This is a genomic window from Streptomyces sp. NPDC023481, assembly GCF_055560195.1.
Genome location: NZ_JBVHJE010000001.1, coordinates 405,651 through 423,419, shown reverse-complemented (window position 1 = coordinate 423,419; position 17,769 = coordinate 405,651). Strand labels below are relative to the sequence as shown.

Sequence of the window (17,769 nt, the reverse complement as noted above, 5' to 3'; positions counted from 1 at the left end):
CGGCGCCCTTCGCTCTTGGCTCAGCCGAAGACGTACTTGGCCGCGTGGTTGAGCCCATAGTCAATCACGGTCACCAGGGCGATCATGATGACGACGAAGAAGATCACCACGGTCGTGTACGAGGTCAGCTGGTTGCGTGTCGGCCAGACGACCTTGCGGAGTTCCGCGATGATCTGGCGGTAGAAGGTGGCCAGGCGCTTGAGCGGGCCCTTCTTGGCACGCTTGCCGCCCTTGCGGGCCTTCTTGGACTCGGGCACCTCGTCCTGGGCATCAGGCGTGTCGATGGAGCCCACGGCGTCCGTCATTGTCCTCACCTGGTCCCGGGTCGTGGCCGTGCCGCGCCCGGTTTCTGAGCCGCACGGCGGTGCAATGCTGTACGTACATGCGCACACATCCTGGCGGTGTGTGTAGCAGGGCCGGAGGGACTTGAACCCCCAACCGCCGGTTTTGGAGACCGGTGCTCTACCAATTGAGCTACGACCCTTTGTGTGTCCCCCAACGTACCGCATCCGACCGGGTGCCCGGTGTGCACCGGTCCGGCCGCGGCTGCTGAAGGCCAACGAGGTGTGAGTGTACGTGGTCCATGGCCCGGCGTCGAACAGATAGCGCCCGTCCGGGGCCGCGTGGCCGAAGATCGTCCTGGCCGGAGGCCGGATTCGGACCCGTGTTCACGCCTCGACCCTTCCTGTTCAGTCTGTGAAACCGGTGTGCCGGGCGCGTTTGCGGTCTGGAACGATGGGCCGTATGAGCGCTGCAACTCCTCCCACCGAGCGCCGGGTCTCCGCCCGAGTCGGCGCGATCTCCGAGTCCGCCACCCTCGCCGTGGACGCCAAGGCCAAGGCCCTGAAGGCCGCCGGACGTCCGGTGATCGGCTTCGGCGCCGGTGAGCCCGACTTCCCGACCCCGGACTACATCGTCGAGGCGGCCGTCGAGGCCTGCAAGAACCCCAAGTACCACCGCTACACCCCGGCCGGCGGCCTGCCCGAGCTGAAGGCCGCGATCGCCGCGAAGACGCTGCGCGACTCCGGCTGGGAGCCGGACGTCTCCCAGATCCTCGTCACCAACGGCGGCAAGCAGGCCATCTACGAGGCGTTCGCCGCGATCCTCGACCCGGGCGACGAGGTCATCGTCCCCGCGCCGTACTGGACGACGTACCCGGAGTCGATCCGCCTGGCCGGCGGTGTCCCGGTCGAGGTCGTCGCCGACGAGACGACCGGCTACCGGGTCTCGGTGGAGCAGCTGGAGGCGGCGCGCACGGAGAAGACGAAGGTCGTGCTCTTCGTCTCCCCGTCCAACCCGACCGGCGCGGTGTACTCCGAGGCCGAGACCGAGGCGATCGGCCGCTGGGCCGCCGAGCACGGCCTGTGGGTGCTCACCGACGAGATCTACGAGCACCTGGTCTACGGCGACGCCGTCTCGGTGTCCCTGCCGGCGCTCCTGCCCGAGCTGCGCGACAGGTGCATCGTCGTCAACGGTGTGGCGAAGACGTACGCCATGACCGGCTGGCGGGTGGGCTGGGTGATCGGCCCGAAGGACGTCGTCAAGGCCGCGACCAACCTCCAGTCGCACGCCACCTCCAACGTCTCCAACGTCGCCCAGGCGGCCGCCGTGGCCGCCGTCTCCGGCGACCTGGAGGCCGTGGCGGCGATGCGCGAGGCCTTCGACCGGCGCCGCAAGACCATCGTGCGGATGCTCAACGAGATCGACGGCGTGGTCTGCCCGGAGCCCGAGGGCGCCTTCTACGCCTACCCCTCGGTCAAGGCGCTGCTCGGCAGGGAGATCCGCGGCAAGCGCCCGCAGGACACCGTGGAGCTGGCCGCGCTGATCCTGGAGGAGGCCGAGGTCGCGGTCGTCCCGGGCGAGGCCTTCGGCACGCCGGGCTACCTGCGGCTGTCGTACGCGCTCGGTGACGAGGACCTCGTCGAGGGCGTGAGCCGGGTACAGAAGCTGCTGGCGGAGGCGCGGGACTGATTCCCGGCGTCCACGCGCGCGTGCGGGCCGTTTCCCTGCGGGGAGGCGGCCCGCTTCTGTGTGCGAGCAAGACCACGTCGGGGGAAACGGCTACCGGGACGGCGGTGACGTACGGCAGGATCTGGGAATGGAGCGTGTACGTGATCTGTCCCGGCTGCCGAAGGCCCATCTGCACCTGCACTTCACCGGCTCGATGCGGCCGGCGACGGTCCTGGAACTGGCCGACAAGTACGGCGTCCGTCTGCCCGAGGCGCTGATGGAGGCCCTGACCAGCGGGGAACCGCCGAGACTGCGGGCCACGGACGAGCGGGGCTGGTTCCGTTTCCAGCGGCTGTACGACGCGGCCCGGTCCTGCCTGCGCGAACCGGAGGACATCCGGCGCCTGGTCCGGGAGGCCGCCGAGGAGGACGTGAGGGACGGCTCGGGCTGGCTGGAGATCCAGGTGGACCCGACGTCGTACGCGCCCCGGCTGGGCGGTCTGATCCCGGCCCTGGAGATCATCCTGGACGCGGTGGAGACGACGTCCAGGGAGACCGGGCTCGGCATGCGGGTGCTGGTCGCCGCGAACCGGATGAAGCACCCGCTGGACGCGCGCACGCTGGCCCGGCTGGCGGTGCGGTACGCGGACCGGGGCGTCGTCGGCTTCGGGCTCTCCAACGACGAGCGGCGTGGCCTGGCGCGGGACTTCGACCGGGCCTTCCACATCGCGCGGGAGGGCGGTCTGCTGTCGGCGCCGCACGGCGGTGAGCTGGCCGGCCCGGCGTCCGTCCGGGACTGCCTGGACGACCTGCACGCCTCGCGGATCGGGCACGGGGTGCGCGCGGCCGAGGACCCGCGGCTGCTGAAGCGGCTGGCCGACCGGGGCGTGACCTGCGAGGTGTGCCCCGCGTCCAACGTGGCGCTCGGCGTGTACGAGAAGCCGGAGGACGTCCCGCTGCGCACACTCTTCGAGGCGGGCGTCCCGTTGGCCCTGGGTGCCGACGACCCGCTGCTGTTCGGCTCCCGGCTGGCCGCCCAGTACGAGCTCGCCCGCGCCGCGCACGGCTTCACGGACGCCGAGCTGGCGGAGCTGGCCCGCCAGTCGGTGCGTGGTTCGGCCGCACCCGAGGACGTCAAGGCGCGGCTGCTGTCCGGCGTGGACGACTGGCTGGCCGGTCCGGCGGTGTGAAGGACCGGGTTCGAGCTACGGCCGGAGGCTCACGCCCACCGTCACCGGCTCGTTGACCAGGGTGATCCCGAAGGCCTCGCGGACCCCGGCGATCACCTCGCGGGCCAGGGCGAGCAGGTCCTCCGTGGTGGCGCCGCCCCGGTTGGTGAGGGCGAGGGTGTGCTTGGTGGAGATGCGGGCGGGACCGCTGCCGTAGCCCTTGGTGAAGCCCGCCTTGTCGATGAGCCAGGCTGCGGAGGTCTTCGTACGGCCTTCTCCCGCGGGGTAGGCGGGCGGCTCGACGCCGTCGCCCAGCCGCTCGCGCACGCGCGCGTGGAACGCGGTGAACTGCTCGTCGGTGAGGATCGGGTTGGTGAAGAAGGACCCGGCGGACCAGGTGTCGTGGTCCTCGGCGTCGAGCACCATGCCCTTCCCCTCACGCAGCTTCAGCACGGTCGCGCGGGCGTCGGACAGCGGCACCCTCGCGCCGGGGTCCACGCCCAGGGCGCGGGCCGCCTCGGCGTATTTGACCGGCGCGGACAGCCCGCCCGCGTCCTCCAGCTCGAACCGGACCCGGAGCACGACATAGCGCTCGGGGTCGGCCTTGAAGCGGCTGTGCCGGTAGGAGAAGGCGCACTCCTCGTTCGTCAGGGTGACGGTCTCGCCGGCCCGCCGGTCGTAGGCGATCACCTCGGTGATCGTCGAGGAAACCTCCTGGCCGTAGGCGCCGACGTTCTGGATCGGGGTGGCGCCCGCGGATCCGGGGATGCCGGCCAGGCACTCGATCCCGGCGAGCCCGGCCTCCACGGTGCGGGCGACGGCGTCGGTCCACACCTCGCCGGCCGCCAGCTCCAGGGTCCTGCCGCGCAGTTCGACCCCGCGCGTGGCGATGCGCAGGGCGGTGCCGTCGAAGCCCTTGTCACCGATGACCAGGTTCGATCCCCCGCCGATGACCAACAGCGGCGTACCGCTGTCGTCGGCCTCACGGACGGCGGCGATCACCTCGGCGTCGGTCCCGGCGGTCACCAGCCGGGTCGCGGGACCGCCCAGCCGGAAGGTGGTCAGCGGGGCAAGGGGGGCATCGTGGAGTACCTGCACGCGCCCAAGACTACGAGACCCCACCGACAGCCCCGCGCCCGCGCGACCCGGCCGGACGGCACGCGCGCGTGCCGCCTCTTCGGGGGGGCACCGCGCGAACACGCGACAGCACGCACGCGCACGGACTGGCGTAAGCGCGTCGTCGGTCCGCGCGCACGCGCGCTGCTGCCGGCGAAGAACCCTCGGGCCCGTCCGGCCGGGTCAGCGGGAGGCGGCGTCGAGGACCGGCGCGGGGGCCTGTGCGGCCGCCCGGCCCGGCGGGGGCACGCGCGTGTCCCTCCCGTCGGGTGCGCCGCGCCGACTCCCGACAGCACGCAGGCGCGCGGACCGTCGTAATCGCGGTCCACGCGCGCGTGCGGCGCTGCCGGCCGCCCGCCGGCGAATGCCCCCGGGCTGCCCGGCCGGGTCAGCGGGAGGCGGCGTCGAGGGCCGGCGCGGGGGCTTGTATGGCCGCCGAGGCGGGGTGGCCGGCGCGGTGGCGGGTGGGGATCGCCAGGGCCGCGAGCGCGGCGAGGGCGACCACCGCCGAGCCGGTGACCAGGGCCGGCCGCAGACCGTCCACGAAGCTCTGCGCGGACTCGTAACCGCCCTGCGCCGAGAAGATCGACGACATCACCGCGATGCCGAGCGCGCCGCCCACCTCGCGCAGCGCGTTGTTCGCGCCGGAGGCGATGCCCTGCTCCTGCGGGCGGACGCTGGACATGACCAGGTTGGCGGCCGGTGCGAAGTACAGGGCCATGCCGACCCCGCTGATGACCAGGGCGGGCAGCTGGACGGCGTAGGAGGCGTCGGTGGTGGCCACCCAGGCCATGTAGCCGAGGCCGGCGGCCTGGAGGAACAGGCCCGCGGCGACGACCGGCCGGCCGCCGATCCGGTCGGAGAGGATCCCGGCGACGGGGGCGACGAGCATCGGCATGCCGGTCCACGGCAGCATCCGCAGGCCCGCCTCGGTGGGCGAGTAGCCAAGGACGCCCTGCATGTACTGGCTGAGCAGGAAGATCGAGCCGAACATGCCGACGAACATCAGCAGGCTGGCCGCGTTGATGCCGGAGAAGGCCCGGGAACGGAACAGCCGCATCGGCAGCATCGGGGCGGCCGCGCGGGAGCTGTAGCCGACGAAGCCTGCCAGCAGCACCCCGCCCGCGCTCAGCGCGGTCAGCACCACGGGGTCGGTCCAGCCGTCGGCGGGCCCGCGGACCAGGCCGTACACGATCCCGAAGAGCCCACCGCTGGCGAGCAGCGTGCCGGGTATGTCGAGCCGGGCGCCGGCGCCGTACGACTCGGCGAGGCGCAGCCGGGCGAGCGGCAGCGCGGCCAGGCCGAGCGGCACGTTCAGCCAGAAGATCCAGTGCCAGGAGACGTGTTCGGTGAGGCTGCCGCCGATGAGCGGCCCGGAGGCGACGGCGAGCCCGTTGACGGCGCCCCAGATGCCGTACACCGTGCCGCGCCTGGCGGCGGGTACGGCCGCGGTCAGCAGGGTCAGCGTGAGCGGCATCATCACGGCCGCGCCGACGCCCTGCACCGCGCGGGCGGCGATCAGGGAGCCGATGCCCGGTGCCATGGCCGCGGCGGCGGAGGCGGCGGTGAACACGGCGAGTCCGGCGATGAAGAGCCTGCGGCGCCCGAAGCGGTCGCCGAGCGCGGCGCCGAACATCAGCAGGACGGCGAAGGTGAGCGTGTAGGCGCTCACGGTCCACTCCAGGTCGTCCAGCGCGCCGCCGAGGTCCTCGCGGATGGAGGGCAGGGCGGTGGTGACGACGAGGTTGTCCAGGGCCGCCATGAACCCGGCGACGCTGGTGATGACGAGGGCCCACACCGCCCGCGCGCGGGATGTGCCGGTGCCGGGTCCTGTTGTCTCCTGTGACATCGCTCCCCCAGTGGGTGATCAATAGTTAGTTATCGATGACTAACTTTCGCGGCCATGGAAAGGCGCCGCGCTTCCGTACCGCTCACGCCTCCGGGCGACCCTTGAGGCGGGCCGACGGGTACAGGCCCTCCCACACCCGGTGCCCGGGCGGGAAACCCATGGCCACCAGGCAGTTGATGAGCATCCCGTACGCCATGAAGGCGGTGGTCTCGCTGACGTCCGCGCCGAGCGGTACGTGCACGGTGTCCCACAGCCGCATCCAGCCGGCCCGGACCTTCTCGCCGAACTCGCGGTCGCCCTCCTGCTCGGCCGCCGCCACGGCGACGTACATCTGCATCTGCATCAGCAGCCGTTCGGGCTGCTCCGCGATGACCCTGGTGTACGCGTTCGCCATGGCGTGCAGGGCCTCTTCGCCCCGCAGCCCCTCCGAGGCCTCCTCGAAGGTCCGGATCGTGTCCTCCACGCAGCGTTCGGCCACCGCGAGGAAGATCGCCTTCTTGCCCGGGAAGAGCCGGAACAGATACGGCTGCGAGACGCCGACCCGCTTGGCGATCGCCTCCGTGGAGGTGCCGTGGTATCCACCGCGCGCGAACTCGGCGGTCGCGGCACGGACGACGCTCTCGCGCCGCTCCTCTGCGCTCATCCTGGGCATGCGAACAAGTTAGTACTCAATCACTAACTTGGGCAAGGGGGCCGGTCGGTGTGCCCGGACGTAAGGGGCGCACCGCAAAGGCGGACGCCCCTTACCTCCACACCACTGCCGTCAGGCGAGCCGTACGACCGCCCGGGACATGCCCAGCACCTTCTGGCCGCCGCTCATGGCCGTCAGGTCCACCCGCACGGTGTTGTCGTCCAGCTTGGCCGCGACCTTGCCGCTGACTTCGATGAGGGCGCCCTGGTCGTCGTTCGGGACGACGACCGGCTTGGTGAAGCGGACGCCGTACTCCACGACCGCGCCCGGGTCCCCGATCCAGTCGGTGACCACGCGGATCGCCTCGGCCATGGTGAACATGCCGTGCGCGATGACGTCCGGCAGGCCCACCTCCTTGGCGAACTTCTCGTTCCAGTGGATGGGGTTGAAGTCCCCGGAGGCGCCCGCGTAGCGCACCAGCGTGGCGCGGGTCACGGGGAAGGTCCGGGCCGGCAGCTCGGTGCCGACCTCGACGTCGTCGTACGCGATCTTCGCCGTCATCGGGTCGTCACGCCTCCTCGGCCGCGCGGGCCACGAGCTTGGTCCAGGCGGTCACGACGTGCTCGCCGGCCTCGTCGTGCACCTCACCGCGGATGTCCAGGATGTCGTTGCCCGCGAGGGACTTGATGCCCTCGATCGTGGAGGTGACCGTGAGCCGGTCGCCGGCGCGCACCGGGCGGGCGTAGGCGAACTTCTGGTCGCCGTGCACCACGCGGCTGTAGTCCAGCCCCAGCTGCGGGTCCTGGACGACCTGCCCGGCGGCCCGGAAGGTGATGGAGAACACGAAGGTCGGCGGGGCGATCACATCGGGGTGACCGAACGCCTTGGCGGCCTCGGGGTCCGTGTACACCGGGTTGGTCTCGCCGACCGCCTCGGCGAACTCGCGGAGTTTCTCCCGGCCCACCTCGTAGGGCGCGGTGGGCGGGTAGGTCCGTCCCACGAAGGACTGGTCGAGCGCCATGGCCCGGCACCTCCTGATCTCTGCTGTGATGGCCCCAAATTAGCGGGAATCCGGTCATGGAACGCGCACGGGTCCAGTGGGGGGCGTCCCGGGCGCCGGGCCGGGAAAACGCCGTGAGGCCGCCCCCTCGGAAGGGGACGGCCTCACGGACGAGCCTGTTTTATCGCGTTTCGCGGTGCGCGGTGTGCGCGTTGCAACGCGGGCAGTGCTTCTTCATCTCAAGACGATCCGGGTTGTTACGCCGGTTCTTCTTGGTGATGTAGTTCCGCTCCTTGCACTCCACGCAGGCCAGCGTGATCTTCGGGCGGACGTCGGTGGCAGCCACGTGAGTGCTCCTAAGACGAACGGATGGACTAATTCAACGCAAGAAAGAGTAGCCGATCGAAGGACCGACCCCGCAATCGGCTACTGTCAGTAGCGGTGACCGGACTTGAACCGGTGACACAGCGATTATGAGCCGCTTGCTCTACCGACTGAGCTACACCGCTTTGATGAGATCGGCTCCCGCCTCGCGACGGGAACCTCTCACACCAGAGCCCCAAAACGGAATCGAACCGTTGACCTTCTCCTTACCATGGAGACGCTCTGCCGACTGAGCTATTGGGGCGAGCGATGAAGACATTACACGGTCTGCCGCCGTTCACCCAAATCCGTATCCCACCGCCCGCCGCACCCCTCGTCCCAGGCCTCCCGGCGGTCCCCGAAGCCTCTCCGCAGCCTCTCTGCCGCCCCTCTGCAGCCGCTGTGTGGCGCTTCCCGTCGTGGACTGCACGCGCGCGTACGCAGAGCCCGGGCCGGCGTCCGCACGCGCAGGCGTCCGCACGCGCGCGGGTGGCCCGCGCGCCGCCTGGGGCGGACCACGCCGGTACGACTATTGCGCTCCTCCGCGTCCTGCGCGGCTCGTCACCCTAGGCTCGTCTCACTCTGCGTGATCATGGGCCGGCCGCGGCCCGGATCCCTCACGCCGGCCCACCCGAGCCCCGGACCCCACCCTGGAGCGCGATGCCCGACAGCCAGCCGCACCCGCCGTCGAACTCGTCGGGGTCCTCGGGGTCGTCCGACCCGGCCGCCCTCCTGCTCTGCGGGGCCCGGCTCACCGACGGCCGGACCGTGGACGTACGGCTGGGCGGAGGGCGCATCGAGGCGGTCGGTACGGCCGGCAGCCTCGCCCCGGGACCGGCCCGCAAGGCCGCCACACGCGTGGACCTGAGCGGCTACCTGCTGCTGCCGGCCCCGGCCGAACCGCACGCCCACGGCGACACCGCGCTGTCCGCGGAGCGCCCCGGCCCGGTCTCGTACACCCCCGAGGACGTCCAGCGCCGGGTGACGGAGGCGGCCCTGCTGCAACTCGGGCACGGGGCGACGGCGCTACGCGCGCACGTGCGCGTGGGGGACGTCCAGGGGCTCGGCGCGCTGGGCGCGGTGCTCCAGGCACGGCGGTCGCTGCGGGGGCTGGCGGAGCTGACGGCCGTGGCGATGCCCCGATTGCTGACCGGGGTGGCCGGCGCCGACGGGCTGGCGACGCTGCGGGACGCGCTGAAGATGGGCGCCTCCGTGGTCGGCGGCTGCCCCGACCTCGACCCGGACCCCACCGGCTACGTGGAGGCGGTCCTGGAGGTGGCCTCCGAACACGGCTGCCCGGTGGACCTGCACACGGACGCCACGGACCCGGCCCGGCTGTCCCGGCTCGCGGCCATGGCGGGGGGCCTGCGCCCCGGCGTGACGATCGGACCGTGCGCCGGCCTCGCCCGCCTGCCCACCGAGGCCGGCGCCCGCGTCGCCGACCAGCTCGCGGCGGCCGGGGTGACGGTGGTGTGCCTCCCCCAGGGCGGCTGCGGCGCCGCCGACCGGCGGGGGGCGGCGCCGGTACGGCTGCTGCGCGCAGCCGGGGTGCGGGTGGCGGCCGGCAGCGGCGCCCTGCGCGACGTATCGAACCCCGTGGGGCGCGGCGACCCCCTGGAGGCGGCGTACCTCCTCGCCTCCGCCCACGGGCTGCGCCCGGAGGATGCCTACGACGCCGTGTGCGCCTCGGCACGCGCGGTGCTGGGGCTGCCGGAGGTCCGCGTGGAGGCGGGCTTCCCGGCCGAGCTGCTGGCCGTACGCGGCGACCATCTGGCCGGCGCGCTCTCCCTGGCCTACAGCCGGATCGTGGTGCACCGGGGGCGGGTGGTGGCCCGTACGAGCGCGGTCCGCGAGTACTGCAACTCGGCGGCGGCAGCGGAACTGGGGCTGCCGCGACAGGGGCGGAAAGAGCTGTCGTGAGCCGGGGGGTGAGCCGGGAGCAGGGCGAGGAGTTGGGCCGGGAGCCGAGTAGGGAGTCGGGGGGGCAGTTGCGCGTGAGGCCCGTGAGGTCGCCCGCGCGCCCGGCCTCCGGTAACTCGTGCGGCGGATACGGCCCCCCGGGCGTACGGTCGGAATCATGCGCACTGTCATCGCTGGTGGTCATGGTCAGATCGCGTTGCGGCTGGAGCGTCTGCTCTCCGCGCGCGGGGACGAGGTGGCGGGCATCATCCGCAACCCCGAACAGGGCGACGATCTTCGGGCGGCGGGTGCCGAACCGGTCCTGCTCGACCTGGAGTCCGCCTCGGTGGAGGAGGTCGCGGCGCACCTCCAGGGCGCGGACGCGGCGGTCTTCGCGGCCGGGGCCGGCCCGGGCAGCGGTACGGCCCGCAAGGACACGGTGGACCGGGGCGCGGCGGTGCTGTTCGCGGACGCCGCCGTACGCGCGCGCGTGCGCCGCTTCCTGGTGGTGTCCTCGATGGGCGCGGATCCCGCGCACCAGGGGGACGACGTGTTCGACGTGTACCTGCGCGCCAAGGGCGAGGCCGACGCGTACGTCACCCGGCAGGAGGCCCTGGACTGGACGATCCTGCGCCCGGGCTCGCTGACGGACGACGCGGGCAACGGTCTGGTCCGGCTGGAGGCGCACACGGGGCGCGGCGCGGTCCCACGGGACGACGTGGCGGCCGTCCTCGCGGAGTTGGTGGACACCCCGGCGACCGCCGGTCTCACGCTGGAGCTGATCAGCGGTTCGGCGCCGGTGTCGGTGGCGGTGAAGTCGGTGGCCGGGAACTGAGCCCGGCCGCGGCTCGTTGACCCGTCGATCCAGCCGTACACCTACTCGCACCGACCCGCTGACGAGCCACCGCACGCCCGCTCGCACGATCCGCTGACAAGCCACTGCACGCCCGCTCGCACCGTCCGCTGACGAGCCGTCGGACGGTTCGGTACCGCGCCCCCGCCCGCCGCGCTGTCGGGCTGTCGGGCCGTCAGGAGTCAGAAGAGCGGCAGCTGCCCGGGAAAGTCGGGCACCGCGTAACCGTCCAGTGACGGCTGCACCGCGCCGAGTTGCGCGGGCTGCCGCGACCCGGCGCAGGAGACGAGTTCGCCGCTCTCCCGCGCGCCGGGCGGGTCGTGCCGTGCGAAGCGGCCCGCGACGACGGCGATCTCGCGGCGGCACACGGGACAGGTTCTGCGTCGGGAGGACATGCCGCCAGTGTGCCCGGGGCGCGGGCCGTGCGTGCGCCCGCGCGGGGGCAGCGGGTCAGGTCCGGGTCTCCGCCTCCCACCGGTCGGGGCCGACTCCGCGCCAGTCGATCAGCGGCGAGTCGGCGAGTTCCTCGGGTTCGATCTCCAGCCCGGCCCGGCGGAGGAACTCCACCAGGTCGCGCACGTTGTGCGCGAGGCCGAGGATCTCGCCGTCCACCCGCACCCGGCGACCGCCGGTCGGGGACGGCAGGTGGACGACGATGGGACGTTTCCCGGCCATGGCTCCAGCATCTTCCGGACCGGCCGGGCCCGCACCCGGGCCGGTCATTCGAGAATCCCCGGCACGGTGTCCGGCCTGCACAGCGGGCGCGCGGGGGCACCGCCGTCGGCGAGGACCCGTACCGCCTGCTCCCGGACGGCGGTACGACGCTGCCGCTCGGCCACCCGGCGTCCCTCGTCGGCGATCCACCGGTCCGTCAGTGCGGGCTGCCGGGCAGCCTGGCGTTCGACGACACGGCGGGCGAACCGCGGCATGTCGAGACGCGTCAGCGGACGGTGCTCGTTCATGCGTTCGATTCTAGCGACCTGGCGGGAAGGCGCCAGCATCCGCACCCCGCCGACAACGACGAAGGCCCCGTGATCTGCTTTCACAGATCACGGGGCCTCGCTCCCGTGTGGCGGCGCCAGGATTCGAACCTGGGAAGGCTGAGCCGGCAGATTTACAGTCTGCTCCCTTTGGCCGCTCGGGCACACCGCCGGGTGACGCTGCCGTTTCGAACCCGCCTTCGGCGGTGTTCCCCGGCAACGACGTAAACAATACCCGATGCCCAGGGGTGCTCCGCCACCCCATTGATCTCCACCCGAGGGGCACGGGGTGGCTAGGCTGGTGCGGATGCGGCCCGGTGCTTCACCGGGTCCGGCGGTCGCCGCCGCGCACGCCGGCACGCATCCGATACGCACCCCGATACAAGGAGCCACAGGACATGGCCGACTCCAGTTTCGACATCGTCTCGAAGGTCGAGCGGCAGGAGGTCGACAACGCCCTCAACCAGGCCGCCAAGGAGATCTCGCAGCGCTACGACTTCAAGGGCGTGGGTGCCTCGATCTCGTGGTCCGGCGAGAAGATCCTCATGGAGGCGAACTCCGAGGACCGGGTGAAGGCCATCCTCGACGTCTTCCAGTCGAAGCTCATCAAGCGCGGCATCTCGCTGAAGGCGCTGGAGGCGGGCGAGCCGCAGCTCTCCGGCAAGGAGTACAAGATCTTCGCGTCGATCGAGGAAGGCATCTCCCAGGAGAACGCGAAGAAGGTGGCGAAGATCATCCGCGACGAGGGCCCCAAGGGCGTGAAGGCCCAGGTCCAGGGCGACGAGCTGCGCGTCAGCTCCAAGAGCCGGGACGACCTGCAGACGGTGATCGCCCTCCTCAAGGGCAAGGACTTCGACTTCGCGCTGCAGTTCGTGAACTACCGGTAGGACCGGCACAGGGGTGGGCGCCCGGCTGTGCCCACCCTTGCCGTACTTCCGTGTCTCGCGCGCCGAGGGTTCAGTCGCGTGAGTTGCCGAACAGGATCCGGTAGACGATCAGCAGCACCAGGGAGCCGCCTACGGCCGCGGCCCAGGTGGCGCCGTCGTAGAAGTGCTTGCTGATCGGGTGGTTCAGCCAGCGGGCGGAGATCCAGCCCCCGATGAACGCGCCCGCGATGCCGATGAGGGTCGTCCCGATGAAGCCGCCGGGATCGCGTCCCGGCAGCAGGACCTTGGCGATGGCTCCGGCCAGCAGTCCGAGAATGATCCAACCGATGATGCTCATGCCGTGAACCTGCCCTTCCGCGCTGTCTCCGCACTGTGGGGCCCCTCGGATTCCGATGGGACCCGCCGTCCGTCGCACGCGTGATCGTGCCCGTGTCGAAGGAGAGGACGTCGGAGGTCCGCTCACCGGTTGCCGGGATCGCCGGGATGCGGCGCAGGACACGTACGCGCGCCGGGCGCGAGGGCTCGGCTACGACGGCTCGGTCAGCGCGCCGCGAACGGCTGGTCGGTGCGGACGACCTCGCGGCCCAGCGGCAGCAGGGAGACCGGGATCAGCTTGAAGTTCGCTATGCCGAACGGGATGCCGATGACCGTGAGGCACAGGGCGATGCCGGTGGCGATGTGCGCGAGCGCCAGCCACCAGCCGGCCAGGAGCAGCCACAGGACGTTGCCCACGCAGGACGGCGCGCCCGCGTCGCGTCGCTCGACCGTGGTGTACCCGAACGGCCAGAGGGCGTAGACGCCGATGCGGAAGGCGGCGATGCCGAAAGGGATGCCGATGACCGTGACGCACAGCAGGACGCCGGCCGCCAGGTAGCCCAGGAACAGCCAGAAGCCGCTCAGGACGAGCCAGATGACGTTCAGAATGGTCTTCACAGGCGTCCTGCCATCTTCTCCAGGCGGGCGATGCGCTCCGCCATCGGCGGGTGGGTGGAGAACATCTTGGACAGTCCCTGCCCCGCGCGGAAGGGGTTGGCGATCATCATGTGGCTCGCGGTCTCCAGCCGGGGCTCGGGCGGCAGCGGCAGCTGCTGGGTGCCCGCCTCCAGCTTGCGCAGGGCGCTGGCCAGGGCGAGCGGGTCGCCGGTGAGCTGGGCGCCGGAGGCGTCCGCCTCGTACTCCCGGGAGCGGCTGATGGCCAGCTGGATCAGGCTGGCCGCGAGCGGGCCGAGGATCATGATCAGCAGCATGCCGAGCAGGCCGGGGCCCTCGTCGTCGTCCGAACGGCCGACCGGGATCAGCCAGGCGAAGTTCACCAGGAACATGATCACCGAGGCGAGCGCGCCGGCGACCGAGGAGATGAGGATGTCCCGGTTGTAGACGTGGCTCAGTTCGTGGCCGATGACACCGCGCAGCTCCCGCTCGTCCAGCAGGCGCAGGATGCCGTCGGTGCAGCACACGGCCGCGTTGCGCGGGTTGCGGCCGGTGGCGAAGGCGTTCGGGGCCTCCGTCGGCGAGATGTACAGCCGGGGCATGGGCTGGCGGGCCTGCGTGGACAGGTCCCGCACCATCCGGTACAGCGCCGGGGCCTCGAACTCGCTGACCGGGCGGGCGCGCATCGCGCGGAGCGCCAGCTTGTCGCTGTTCCAGTACGCGTACGCGTTCGTGCCCAGGGCGACCAGGACCGCGACGATCAGTCCCGTCCGGCCGAAGAAGCTGCCGATGACGATGATGAGTGCGGACAGTCCGCCGAGGAGTACGGCGGTCCTGAGCCCGTTGTGCCGGCGGTGCACGGTGCGCCCTCCAAGTCGTGCATATGGGGAACACTCTGATCCGGTGGACCCTCCCGCTGATGACAACGCCGGGCGGCGGCCCCGAGTTCCCCGACGGGTACGGCGGCGCGCGTGGGCCGGCCGGGTGACGTGCGGGTTCGGTCACGCGCGCGTGCCGGAACGGGTGCCCCGCGCGCGCGTGACGACTCCTCAGAACAGTGCGGTGGCCGCGAAGCCGAGGACCAGCTGGGGTGCCCCGGACAGGGCGACGCCGAGGACGCCGGTCAGGGCGAGCGCTGCCGTGAGGGGGGCCGGGACGCGGTGCCGGGCGGGCTCACCCTCGGGGGCGCGGAACAGCAGGGCCGTCCACTGCAGGTAGTAGAAAAGCGCGATCACGACGTTGACGGCCATGACGACGGCGAGCCAGCCGAGGCCGGCGTGCACGGCCGCCGAGAACACGGTGACCTTGGCGAACAGGCCGATCACGCCCGGCGGCAGCCCGGCCAGGCACAGCAGGAAGAAGGCGAGCAGGAGCGCGCTGAGCGGGTTGGTGGCGTACAGGCCCCGGTAGTCGCTGATCCGGTTCAGGGCGCGGCCGCGGCCCACCAGGGCGGCCACGGCGAAGGCGCCGAGGTTCACGACGGCGTACATCAGGGCGTACGCGACCGTGGAACCGATCGCCTTCTGGGCGTCCTTGGTGTACCCGGCGGCGGCGATCGGCACCAGCAGGTAACCGGCCTGGCCGACGGAGGACCAGGCGAGCAGCCGTACGGCGCTGTACGCGCGCGTGGCCTGCTGGCGCAGCGCGGCGACGTTGCCCACGGTCATGGTGAGCGCGGCCAGGGCGGCGAGCGCTGGCCCCCACACGTCGGCGTACGAGGGGAACGCGACGACGGTGACGAGGATCAGGCCGGAGAAGCCGACGGCCTTGCTGACGACGGACAGGTAGGCGGCGACGGGCAGCGGTGCGCCCACATAGGTGTCGGGCACCCAGAAGTGGAAGGGCACGGCGGCCGTCTTGAAGGCGAAGCCGACCAGGGTGAGGACGACGCCGGTCTGGGCGAGGGTGTGCAGTTGCCCGTCGACGTGCGGCAGGCGCTGGGCGACCTGGGTGAGGTAGAGCGTGCCGGTGGAGGCGTAGACGAAGCTGATGCCCATGAGGCTGACCGCGGTGGCGGTGACCGAGGACAGGAAGAACTTCAGGGCGGCCTCGGAGGACCGCTTGTCGCCGTGCCGGATGCCGACGAGGGCGAAGGCGGGCAGGGAGGCGACCTCCAGGGCGACGATCAGCGTGGCGAGATCGCGGGAGGCGGGCAGCAGGGCGGCGCCGGCGGCGGAGGACAGCAGCAGGAACCAGAACTCGCCGGCCGGGACACGGCGCCGTTCGTCGTCCAGGTGGGTGACGGAGAGCAGGGCCGCGAGCAGGGCGCCGCCGAGGACGAGGAACTGGATGACGAGGGTGAAGCGGTCGGCGGTGTAGCTGCACGCGCGCGCGTGGCCGCCGGTGCAGAAGGTGCTGCGGTCGCCGTCCAGGAGGGGCAGCAGCAGCGCCGTCGCCACGGCCAGTCCGGCCACCGAGACCCAGCCGAGCACGGCCTTGCGGGCCTCCGGCACGAACAGGTCGGCGACGAGGACGGCGAGCGCCACGACGGCCGCGACGGTGGGCGGGGCGATCGCGAGCCAGTCGACGGACTGGACCAGCGACTCGGCCAGCGGCTGGGCGCTCATCGGTTGCCTCCTGCGAGGAGCTGCTGCACGGCCGGGTCGGTCAGGCCGAGCAGGGCCCTCGGCCACAGTCCGGCGAGGACGGTGAGGGTGACGAGCGGGGTCCAGGCGGCGAACTCGTACCCGTGCACGTCGGCGAGTTCCGGGACCTCCTGCTCCACGCCGCCCATGCAGACGCGGCGGACCACGATCAGCATGTACGCGGCGGTCAGCAGGGTGCCGAACGCGCCGATCGCCATGAAGGTGAGGAAGGCGGGCCGGCTGAGGTCGGTGCCGGGCCGGAACGCGCCGAACAGCGCGAGCATCTCGCCCCAGAACCCGGCGAGTCCGGGCAGGCCGAGGGAGGCGACGGCGCCGAAGGCGAGCAGCCCGCCGAGGCGTGGGGCCCTGCCGTACAGCGCGGCGCCGGTCTTCTCGGCGAGGGTGTCGAGGTCGGTGCTGCCGGTGCGGTCCTTCAGCGCGCCGACCAGGAAGAACAGCAGGCCGGTGATGAGGCCGTGGGCGATGTTGGCGAACAGGGCGCCGTTGACGCCGGTCGGGGTCATGGTGGCGATGCCGAGCAGGACGAAGCCCATGTGGCCGACGGAGGAGTAGGCGATCAGGCGTTTGAGGTCGCCCTTCGCTCCCTGCCTGGCGAGGGCCAGGCAGGCCAGGGATCCGTAGATGATCCCGACGACGGCGAACGCGGCGAGGTACGGCGCGAAGGTGTGGAAACCGTGCGGCGCCACCGGCAGCAGGATGCGAGTGAAACCGTACGTGCCCATCTTCAGCAGTACACCGGCCAGCAGGACCGAGCCGACGGTCGGGGCGGCGGTGTGGGCGTCGGGCAGCCAGCTGTGCAGCGGCCACATCGGCGTCTTCACCGCGAGCCCGATCCCGATCGCCAGAACGGCGATGACCTGCACGGACGGGGTGAGCGACCGGCCGTTGTCAGTGGCGAGTGCCACCATGTCGAATGTGCCCGCCTTGATTCCGATCAGGAGCAGGCCGAGCAGCATGACGACGGAGCCGAGAAGCGTGAACAGGATGAACTTCCACGCGGCCCGGGTCCGGCCCTCGCCGCCCCAGCGGGCGATGAGGAAGTACATCGGGATGAGCACCATCTCGAACGCGAGGAAGAACAGCAGCAGGTCGAGGACGGCGAAGCTCGCGAGGGTGCCGGACTCCAGCAGGAGCAGCAGGGCGACGAACGCCTTCGGGGACGGGCCCGACGGCGGCTTGAAGTAGGAGTAGAGCGCGCAGAGGAAGGTCAGCAGCGCGGTCAGGACCAGAAGGGGGAGGGAGATGCCGTCGGTGCCGAGGTGGATCCGCACGTCGAGTGCGGGGATCCAGCTGATGTCGGTCGTGGCCTGCATCTTCGACGGATGGTCGTGGTCGAAGCCGAGCGCGAGGACGATCGCGGCGATGAGGATCGCGCCGGTGACGGTCACACCGTGCCGGAGCACGGCCTGCCCGGGGGACTTCCCCTTCAGTCCGGGCGGGGCGGGCAGGAGAGCGGCGGCGGCGCCGAGGAGCGGGCCGACGACGAGGAATGCCAGAAGGAACTGCATCACGGACTCGTTGATATCGATCACGCCTG

The 17,769-nt window shown here is 71.8% G+C and carries 20 protein-coding genes and 4 tRNA genes; 5 read left to right on the top strand and 19 right to left on the bottom strand.

The genetic code is table 11. The features are described from left to right. Nucleotides 1–20: 20 nt before the first annotated feature. Both secE and ACZ3ZD_RS02040 read right to left on the bottom strand, forming a co-directional pair. Complete coding sequence (secE, locus tag ACZ3ZD_RS02045; protein WP_467392512.1) at nt 21–305, bottom strand: preprotein translocase subunit SecE; 285 nt, start codon at nt 303–305, stop codon at nt 21–23. Between the two features lie 106 nt (nt 306–411). Beyond that, a tRNA-Trp gene (locus tag ACZ3ZD_RS02040) sits at nt 412–484 on the bottom strand. Between the two features lie 260 nt (nt 485–744). On the opposite strand from ACZ3ZD_RS02040, the gene ACZ3ZD_RS02035 reads away from it, so the two are divergent. Both ACZ3ZD_RS02035 and ACZ3ZD_RS02030 read left to right on the top strand, forming a co-directional pair. Further along, the gene (locus ACZ3ZD_RS02035) at nt 745–1,971 is read left to right on the top strand and encodes a pyridoxal phosphate-dependent aminotransferase (protein WP_467392510.1); all 1,227 of its coding nucleotides are present in this window, start codon (nt 745–747) and stop codon (nt 1,969–1,971) included. Nucleotides 1,972–2,098: 127 nt separating this feature from the next. After that, the gene (locus ACZ3ZD_RS02030) at nt 2,099–3,139 is read left to right on the top strand and encodes an adenosine deaminase (RefSeq protein ID WP_467392508.1); all 1,041 of its coding nucleotides are present in this window, start codon (nt 2,099–2,101) and stop codon (nt 3,137–3,139) included. Between the two features lie 15 nt (nt 3,140–3,154). Here ACZ3ZD_RS02030 and ACZ3ZD_RS02025 read toward each other — a convergent pair whose 3' ends face one another. The 8 genes from ACZ3ZD_RS02025 to ACZ3ZD_RS01990 form a co-directional block, all read right to left on the bottom strand. Further along, nucleotides 3,155–4,216 carry a UDP-N-acetylmuramate dehydrogenase gene (locus ACZ3ZD_RS02025; protein ID WP_467392506.1) on the bottom strand — a complete coding sequence of 354 codons (1,062 nt, stop codon included), beginning with the start codon at nt 4,214–4,216 and terminating at the stop codon, nt 3,155–3,157. A 406-nt stretch (nt 4,217–4,622) separates the two neighbouring features. Continuing rightward, nucleotides 4,623–6,083: a DHA2 family efflux MFS transporter permease subunit gene (locus tag ACZ3ZD_RS02020; protein ID WP_467392504.1), complete on the bottom strand. Its 1,461-nt coding sequence runs from the start codon at nt 6,081–6,083 to the stop codon at nt 4,623–4,625. Nucleotides 6,084–6,165: 82 nt separating this feature from the next. Beyond that, nucleotides 6,166–6,735 carry a TetR/AcrR family transcriptional regulator gene (locus ACZ3ZD_RS02015; protein WP_467392503.1) on the bottom strand — a complete coding sequence of 190 codons (570 nt, stop codon included), beginning with the start codon at nt 6,733–6,735 and terminating at the stop codon, nt 6,166–6,168. A gap of 111 nt (nt 6,736–6,846) precedes the next feature. Next, nucleotides 6,847–7,275, bottom strand: coding sequence for a MaoC family dehydratase (locus tag ACZ3ZD_RS02010; protein WP_467392502.1), 429 nt, complete (start codon nt 7,273–7,275; stop codon nt 6,847–6,849). Between the two features lie 7 nt (nt 7,276–7,282). Beyond that, entirely contained in the window at nt 7,283–7,735 is a 453-nt protein-coding gene (locus tag ACZ3ZD_RS02005; protein ID WP_467392500.1) for an FAS1-like dehydratase domain-containing protein, read from the bottom strand. Nucleotides 7,736–7,895: 160 nt separating this feature from the next. Further along, nucleotides 7,896–8,060, bottom strand: a complete 165-nt coding sequence (gene rpmG, locus ACZ3ZD_RS02000; RefSeq protein WP_003948671.1) for a 50S ribosomal protein L33 — start codon at nt 8,058–8,060, stop codon at nt 7,896–7,898. A gap of 90 nt (nt 8,061–8,150) precedes the next feature. After that, nucleotides 8,151–8,223, bottom strand: a tRNA-Met gene (locus ACZ3ZD_RS01995). Nucleotides 8,224–8,269: 46 nt separating this feature from the next. Continuing rightward, nucleotides 8,270–8,342: transfer RNA gene (locus ACZ3ZD_RS01990), tRNA-Thr, on the bottom strand. Nucleotides 8,343–8,737: 395 nt separating this feature from the next. Between ACZ3ZD_RS01990 and ACZ3ZD_RS01985 the strand changes: the two genes are divergently transcribed. Both ACZ3ZD_RS01985 and ACZ3ZD_RS01980 read left to right on the top strand, forming a co-directional pair. After that, nucleotides 8,738–9,997, top strand: coding sequence for an amidohydrolase family protein (locus tag ACZ3ZD_RS01985; RefSeq protein ID WP_467392498.1), 1,260 nt, complete (start codon nt 8,738–8,740; stop codon nt 9,995–9,997). Nucleotides 9,998–10,154: 157 nt separating this feature from the next. After that, complete coding sequence (locus tag ACZ3ZD_RS01980) at nt 10,155–10,811, top strand: SDR family oxidoreductase (RefSeq protein WP_467392496.1); 657 nt, start codon at nt 10,155–10,157, stop codon at nt 10,809–10,811. 200 nt (nt 10,812–11,011) lie between these two features. On the opposite strand, the gene ACZ3ZD_RS01975 is transcribed toward ACZ3ZD_RS01980, so the two are convergent. The 4 genes from ACZ3ZD_RS01975 to ACZ3ZD_RS01960 form a co-directional block, all read right to left on the bottom strand. Beyond that, entirely contained in the window at nt 11,012–11,224 is a 213-nt protein-coding gene (locus ACZ3ZD_RS01975) for a hypothetical protein (RefSeq protein WP_358647021.1), read from the bottom strand. A gap of 55 nt (nt 11,225–11,279) precedes the next feature. Beyond that, a complete protein-coding gene (locus tag ACZ3ZD_RS01970) occupies nt 11,280–11,504 on the bottom strand; it encodes a hypothetical protein (RefSeq protein ID WP_467392494.1) in 225 nt (74 codons plus the stop codon). Between the two features lie 44 nt (nt 11,505–11,548). Beyond that, nucleotides 11,549–11,791 carry a hypothetical protein gene (locus tag ACZ3ZD_RS01965; protein WP_467392492.1) on the bottom strand — a complete coding sequence of 81 codons (243 nt, stop codon included), beginning with the start codon at nt 11,789–11,791 and terminating at the stop codon, nt 11,549–11,551. Nucleotides 11,792–11,899: 108 nt separating this feature from the next. Further along, nucleotides 11,900–11,981 (bottom strand) — tRNA-Tyr (locus ACZ3ZD_RS01960). 226 nt (nt 11,982–12,207) lie between these two features. Here ACZ3ZD_RS01960 and ACZ3ZD_RS01955 point away from each other — a divergent pair. Continuing rightward, nucleotides 12,208–12,696 carry a YajQ family cyclic di-GMP-binding protein gene (locus ACZ3ZD_RS01955; protein WP_467392490.1) on the top strand — a complete coding sequence of 163 codons (489 nt, stop codon included), beginning with the start codon at nt 12,208–12,210 and terminating at the stop codon, nt 12,694–12,696. Nucleotides 12,697–12,766: 70 nt separating this feature from the next. Here ACZ3ZD_RS01955 and ACZ3ZD_RS01950 read toward each other — a convergent pair whose 3' ends face one another. The 5 genes from ACZ3ZD_RS01950 to ACZ3ZD_RS01930 form a co-directional block, all read right to left on the bottom strand. After that, entirely contained in the window at nt 12,767–13,033 is a 267-nt protein-coding gene (locus ACZ3ZD_RS01950) for a GlsB/YeaQ/YmgE family stress response membrane protein (protein ID WP_467392488.1), read from the bottom strand. Between the two features lie 203 nt (nt 13,034–13,236). Further along, nucleotides 13,237–13,629 (bottom strand): YccF domain-containing protein, encoded by a 393-nt coding sequence (locus ACZ3ZD_RS01945; protein ID WP_467392486.1) that lies wholly within the window; start codon nt 13,627–13,629, stop codon nt 13,237–13,239. After that, nucleotides 13,626–14,486, bottom strand: coding sequence for a zinc metalloprotease HtpX (gene htpX, locus ACZ3ZD_RS01940; RefSeq protein ID WP_467392484.1), 861 nt, complete (start codon nt 14,484–14,486; stop codon nt 13,626–13,628). Before htpX ends, ACZ3ZD_RS01945 begins: the two co-directional genes overlap by 4 nt. A gap of 189 nt (nt 14,487–14,675) precedes the next feature. Continuing rightward, a complete protein-coding gene (locus tag ACZ3ZD_RS01935) occupies nt 14,676–16,193 on the bottom strand; it encodes an NADH-quinone oxidoreductase subunit N (RefSeq protein WP_467392482.1) in 1,518 nt (505 codons plus the stop codon). Beyond that, nucleotides 16,190–17,764 (bottom strand): NADH-quinone oxidoreductase subunit M, encoded by a 1,575-nt coding sequence (locus tag ACZ3ZD_RS01930; protein WP_467392480.1) that lies wholly within the window; start codon nt 17,762–17,764, stop codon nt 16,190–16,192. The genes ACZ3ZD_RS01935 and ACZ3ZD_RS01930 overlap by 4 nt, the downstream gene beginning before the upstream one ends. Nucleotides 17,765–17,769: the final 5 nt, after the last annotated feature.